5 protein-coding genes are annotated in these 6,000 nt (G+C 41.0%); 3 read left to right on the plus strand and 2 right to left on the minus strand.

Features of this window, described 5'->3' with window-relative positions; genetic code table 11:
• Positions 1 to 12: 12 nt before the first annotated feature.
• Both QOS06_RS07500 and QOS06_RS07505 read right to left on the minus strand, forming a co-directional pair.
• On the minus strand, positions 13 to 2,250 hold the full coding sequence (locus QOS06_RS07500) for an ATP-dependent Clp protease ATP-binding subunit (protein WP_003670246.1): 2,238 nt from the start codon (positions 2,248 to 2,250) through the stop codon (positions 13 to 15).
• Between the two features lie 117 nt (positions 2,251 to 2,367).
• Complete coding sequence (locus tag QOS06_RS07505) at positions 2,368 to 2,589, minus strand: hypothetical protein (protein WP_003670244.1); 222 nt, start codon at positions 2,587 to 2,589, stop codon at positions 2,368 to 2,370.
• A 506-nt stretch (positions 2,590 to 3,095) separates the two neighbouring features.
• Between QOS06_RS07505 and QOS06_RS07510 the strand changes: the two genes are divergently transcribed.
• The 3 genes from QOS06_RS07510 (at position 3,096) to QOS06_RS07520 (ending at position 5,776) form a co-directional block, all read left to right on the plus strand.
• A complete protein-coding gene (locus QOS06_RS07510) occupies positions 3,096 to 4,283 on the plus strand; it encodes an aminotransferase class I/II-fold pyridoxal phosphate-dependent enzyme (RefSeq protein ID WP_003670242.1) in 1,188 nt (395 codons plus the stop codon).
• Position 4,284: 1 nt separating this feature from the next.
• Entirely contained in the window at positions 4,285 to 5,280 is a 996-nt protein-coding gene (locus QOS06_RS07515) for a D-2-hydroxyacid dehydrogenase (protein WP_003670240.1), read from the plus strand.
• Positions 5,281 to 5,347: 67 nt separating this feature from the next.
• Positions 5,348 to 5,776: an OsmC family protein gene (locus QOS06_RS07520; protein WP_003669548.1), complete on the plus strand. Its 429-nt coding sequence runs from the start codon at positions 5,348 to 5,350 to the stop codon at positions 5,774 to 5,776.
• Positions 5,777 to 6,000: the final 224 nt, after the last annotated feature.

The following is a 6,000-nucleotide window of genomic DNA, read 5'->3' on the forward strand; positions in this document are numbered from 1 at the left end:
ATTAAAGGAAAATTACTTTTCGTCTTTCTTATCTTCGTCAGACTTCTTGTCTTCTTCCTTCTTATCGTTTTTTTCTTCATCCTTTTTTTCAGATGGTGAGGTATATTCTTTACTATCGTCTTTTGAGGCGTCCTTAGCGTCAACAATTACAAGTTGGCCATCCTTCATTTCAGCAACAAGGTTCTTTGCATCGAGGTGGTCAAGGTAGTAATCAGTTACCTTATCACGGATTTCACGTTCGATAACCCGACGAAGAGGACGAGCACCCATGGCTTCATCGTAACCTTCATCAATAAGGTATTGCTTTGCAGCATCAGTAACCTTAACATGCATTCCCTTCTTAGCTAATGTCCGGTTAACTTCAGCAAGCATTAAGTCAACGATTTGCTTCAAGTCTTCCTTAGTCAAACTGTGGAATTCAACAATGGCGTTGAACCGGTTCAAGAATTCAGGACGGAAGTAAGCAGTCAACTTCTTAATTAAGTCTTCTTCATCTTCGTTCCGACCCATCTTAACTGGAGCATCGTTGGAGTAGCCGGCGTTTGATGTAGCAATGATAACAGTATTCTTAAAGTCAATAGTATTACCTTGTCCATCAGTTAAGCGACCATCATCAAGTACTTGAAGCAAGAGGGTGATAACTTGTGGGTTAGCCTTTTCAATTTCATCAAGAAGAATAATTGAATAAGGGTGACGACGAACCTTTTCAGTCAAGGTATTACCGTTGTCTTCATAACCAACATAACCAGCAGTAGCACCGATCATCTTAGATACAGCTGTCCGGTCAGAGTATTCAGACATATCTAACCGAATAATATCGTCTTTGCTGCCAAACATATCAAGGGCTAATTGCTTAGCAAGTTCAGTCTTACCAACACCAGTAGGTCCAACAAAGAGGAAACTACCAATTGGTGAATCGCCTTCGTCAAATCCAGCACGGTTACGACGAATAGCACGAGCAACTGCTTCAACAGCTTTGTCTTGGCCAATAACCTTGCCTTCAAGCCGCTTGTCCATGTCCTTTAGACGTTCAACGTCACTAGCACCAATCTTTGAAACTGGAATTCCAGTAATTTGTTCTACAGCCTTAGCAACATCTTCTGGAGTAGCAGTAACCTTTTCAGATTCAGAGTTTTCGCTCAATTGCTTCTTCAAGTCAGCAATCTTTTCCTTGGCATCTTGAGCAGCCTTGTAATCTTCTTTCTTAGCAGCAGCTTTTTGCTTCTTTTCTTCTGCTTCGATATCTTTTTCAATTGCCTTAGCATCACGTGCAGGATGCTTTGCTGCTAAGTGAGCAGCAGTCATATCGATTAAGTCGATAGCCTTGTCAGGTAATGCACGTTGTGGCATGTATTGAACAGAGTAATCAACAGCAGCTTGGAGAACGTCATCTGGTAACTTTACATTGTGGTGACGTTCGTACAAGTCACGGATACCTTTAAGAATAGCTACAGTATCAGCCTTGCTTGGAGCATTAACAGTAACAGCATTGAACCGCCGTGCTAATGCAGCATCCTTCATAATAGTGTTCCGGTATTCATCTTGAGTAGTTGCACCGATAACTGTTAGTTCACCACGGGATAATGCTGGCTTAATAATGTCAGACATACCCTTAGAACCACTAGAATCACCAGTTGAACCGGCACCGATAATTTGGTGAATTTCATCAAAGAAGAGGATAATGTTTCCAGCCTTCTTGACTTCATCAACCAACTTTTGCATGTTTTCTTCAAAGCTACCACGGTATTGGGTACCTGCTTCAAGACCAGAAATATCGATACTGATAATTTCCTTGTCCTTGATAGCAGCTGGTACATCGCCGGAAACAATTGCTTGTGCTAATCCTTCAACAACAGCAGTCTTACCAACACCAGCGTCCCCAACTAATACAGGGTTGTTCTTTGTCCGCCGGCTTAAAATTTCAGCTGTTTCTTGGATTTCCTTGTTCCGACCAATAACAGGGTCAAGTTCATGTTCACGAGCTTCTTGAGTTAAGTTTCGACCTAACTTGTGTAAGATACTGTCCTTACCTGCGTTAGGTTGAGGGCCAGGTTGCCCACCTTGTTGAGGATTTGCACTGCCTGGCAATTGACCAGTTCTACGATATTCAGCAAATTCTTCTGGTGTCACTTCACGACCATTGATTAGGTAACGCCGATTATCAGAATTGAAACCATTCATGCCACCCATTAATTGATTAAAGATGTCATTCATGTCGTTGTCAAATGGATTCATTGGGTTTTGAGCCATATGCAATCCCTCCTCAATTAAATATACTATTTTGTTTTCTAAGTTTCGTAGTCTAAGTATTCTAGAAGTTAAAAGTTAACGCATTTAACTTCCTGTGGCTACAGCAAAGCCACAATCTCATTCGAGGTAATGCTCTTCTAGTTCTTTAAGGACCTTCCACATGCTCTTGTCCTGAGCACGAGCCAAGGCATCAAGATCACGCAGGTTAAGCGAGGTCGAACTAGACTGTGGTTTGTTAAACGATTTGTGTAAAGTCGTGTAGCCGTAACCGGAACGCTTGGAAACTTGATAAATGGTCAAGTGGTTAACTTCCAAATAATGTTTGATGTCGATCCGCATTGCTACTCACTTCCTTTACGATTAATATTATATCACATTTGTGGAGTAAGACAACAAAAAAGACACGAAAAAATAAAAAAAATTGTAGAATATAATTTTAATATCAAACTAAAGGCGAACTAATAATCACAAACATTTTCAAACTTTGTTATATTTACATTTGTAACCAATAAATATTTTTGTAATTAATAGTTTTTCTCAATCAACGCTTGACAAAAATTAAAAAATGATTAGAATTATTAATAATCAGTTAATCAAAAGGAGGACACAATGATGATCACTGCGACAATTCACTTGAATCAAGCGTATGTCTTCTGGTTTAGCGCGATTACCGTCCGCTAACCAGCAGTGATTTTGTCATTGTGATGTTCCCGGATGACCCCCAAACATCCGAGAGCCTCTTTTATACTCATTCCAATCTGATCAAGAAGCCTTGGATGTTATTCCTATAGCATTCAGGGCTTCTTTTATTTCTAAATCTACATACTATATAGGAGGAATTTATCATGCCAGCTACTAAAAAAGAAATCCTTAATCGTCTTAACAATAATTTCACTAAACTCACTCCTGGTGGAATCCGCGAATTTGATTATCAGGTAAGCTCAATCCCTGACATCATTAAACTAACATTAGGTGAACCAGACTTTAATGTACCAGCCGCGATGAAGCAGGCCGCAATCGATAGCATCAATGCCAATGATTCACACTATGCCCCGGGAAGTGGAACCTTAGCACTACGCCAAGCCATCGCTCATTTTATGCAAGATCGTTACCAGCTAGAATACGATCCAGAAAACGAGATTGCGGTTACAGTTGGTGCAACAGAGGGAATTTTCGCTTCTCTTTCTACCATTATTAATCCTGGCGACGAAATTATCATTCCAACCCCAACTTTCCCCTTCTACATGGCTGTCACAAAGATTCTTGGTGGGATTCCGATTGAAGTTGATACAAGCAGCGATGATTTTATTCTCACACCCGCAAGACTCCAAAGCGTCCTAGAAGAACATCCTAACGCAAAGGGACTAGTTCTTAACTACCCCTCCAACCCAACTGGTGTTACTTACACCCAAGATCAAATTAAAGCATTAGCCGATACGGTTAAATCAACTAACCTGATTGTAATTGCAGATGAAATTTACTCGGAACTTGTTTACGGAGCTACTCATACTTCAATCGCTAATTACATCCCCGAACAAACGCTAATTTTAAATGGTGCCTCAAAGTCACATGCAATGACTGGGTACCGCATTGGTTTTATCGCTGGGCCGCAAGAATTGATGAAATCAGTCAGTGCCATTCACGCGATGTTAGTAACCGCTGCTTCTAATCCAGCAATGGCCGCTGCAGTAGCCGCATTTGGTACTAACGAAGGAAAAACAGCTACTCAAGAAATGAAAGATGCCTATGAGCAACGACGAGATTTTGTTGTTAATAACCTCCAAAAATTAGGGTTCAAGCTGATTAATCCTCAAGGAGCCTTCTACGTATTTGCCAAGATTCCTGAACAATATGGTAATGATGACCTTAAATTTGCGACAGATCTTGCCAATGAAGGAAAAGTTGCTGTAATTCCTGGTTCCTTCTTCGGTGCTGGCGGTCAAGGTTACGTCCGAATCAGTTACGCCACCAGTATGGAAAATCTAACCAGAGCTCTTGATAACATTGCAGCCTTCATTAATAAGGAGGATTAACATGACAAAAATCTTAATGACTAGTGTGCGGGACGATGAACAAACCGCCATTAACGAATACGCAAAAGAACATAATATCGAAATCATCACAACGCCGAAATTGATTGACGATGCTGTTGAATTAACTGCCGATGTTGATGGACTCGTGATTCAGCAACGTAGTAAAGTTCCGGCTGATATTTATGAAAAGCTCCATACCAATGGGCTCAAACAGATTGCAACGCGGACAGCTGGATTTGACATGGTCGACATTAAAAAGGCTAACGAAAATGACCTAGTCGTGACCAATGTACCAGCATATTCACCGCGGAGTGTCGCCGAGTTTGCATTAATGCAGATTTTCCGGTTGCTTCGGAAAACTTACCGCTTTGACCACCAAGTCGCCGAAAATGACTTCCGCTGGTTTAGTGATGAACAATCAACGGAAATTCATACTGCCACGATTGGAATTATTGGTGTTGGACGCATTGGCGGAACCCTGGCAAAGCTTCTTCATGCATTAGGTGCCACTGTTCTTGGTTATGACACGAATCCGCGCACTGACCTCGATGGAATTGTCCAGTTCGTTTCTAAAGAAGAATTACTAAAGCAAGCCGATGTTGTTAGTCTCCACGTCGATTTAAATCCAACTTCTAAAGATTTATTGACTGCTAACGACTTTGAAATGATGAAACCAACTGCCGGTTTAGTCAATGCTAGTCGTGGTCCAGTCGTTAATACAGCTGATTTAGTTGCCGCCCTAAAAAAGGGAACAATTGCAGCTGCCGCCCTTGATACTTTTGAAGGTGAAGAAACGGTGGCGGCCACAAATCGTCGAGAACAAGGGCTTGATGATCAGCCCCTTGTTAAAGAATTACACGAAATGGATAATGTTATTCTTACGCCTCACATTGCCTTCTTTACTAATTTAGCGGTCAAAAATATGGTGGATATTTCACTTGATGATGTGATGGCAATCCTTAATGGCGAAAAATCATCACATGAAATCACCTTATAATTGAGCACCCTCATTGACCAAAAGTATCGTCTCGATTACACTATGGGTATTAAAGGAGGGCACGGTTATGAGTAAATATAAAGTAACAGCAACTAAGACAACAACGGGGATGCAAGTTTCAGCAGGTACCCGTGGTTTTGAAATTACCTTTGATGAACCTGAAAGTACAAATACGGGGATGAATCCAGTAGAAATTCTCCTTGCGTCATTTGGTGCCTGCCAAGCAATTACTGCTCAGGCATTAGCTAAAAAACGTAACTTTGACTTACGAGCTTTTTGGGTAACAATCGAAGGTGACCTTGGCCGTGAAGACGTTGCTGATGGTAAGAATGTTCGTAAGTTTACTGAGATCCGTTACCAACCACATCTTCGCAGCAGCGAGTCTGATGAAGACATCAAGAAGTTCCTCGCTGACGTTGCCGCAAAGTGTCCCGTGGAAAACACTCTGACCTACGGAACGAAATTTGTTCAAGATGGATTTGTAAAAGTTGATTAGTTGAAAAAATGGCTGAGGAGAAAAAATTCTTCCCAGCCATTTACTTTTTAAATAAAATCTTGATAGTAGCAAAGATCCCAATAACTGTAAAAAAAATACAGATACTTTTTTTCATAAACATCGCTTGCATCCGGAATATCTAAAATCGGTGGATTATAGAATGAAGTTAGCCACCCAGTTGGTGGTAAATAAAAAACGCCATTCGGCGTGACATCAGGTATCAT

Origin of the sequence: Limosilactobacillus sp. DJ3M12 (assembly GCF_947381695.1) — a bacterium.
GTDB lineage: Bacteria > Bacillota > Bacilli > Lactobacillales > Lactobacillaceae > Limosilactobacillus > Limosilactobacillus kinnaridis.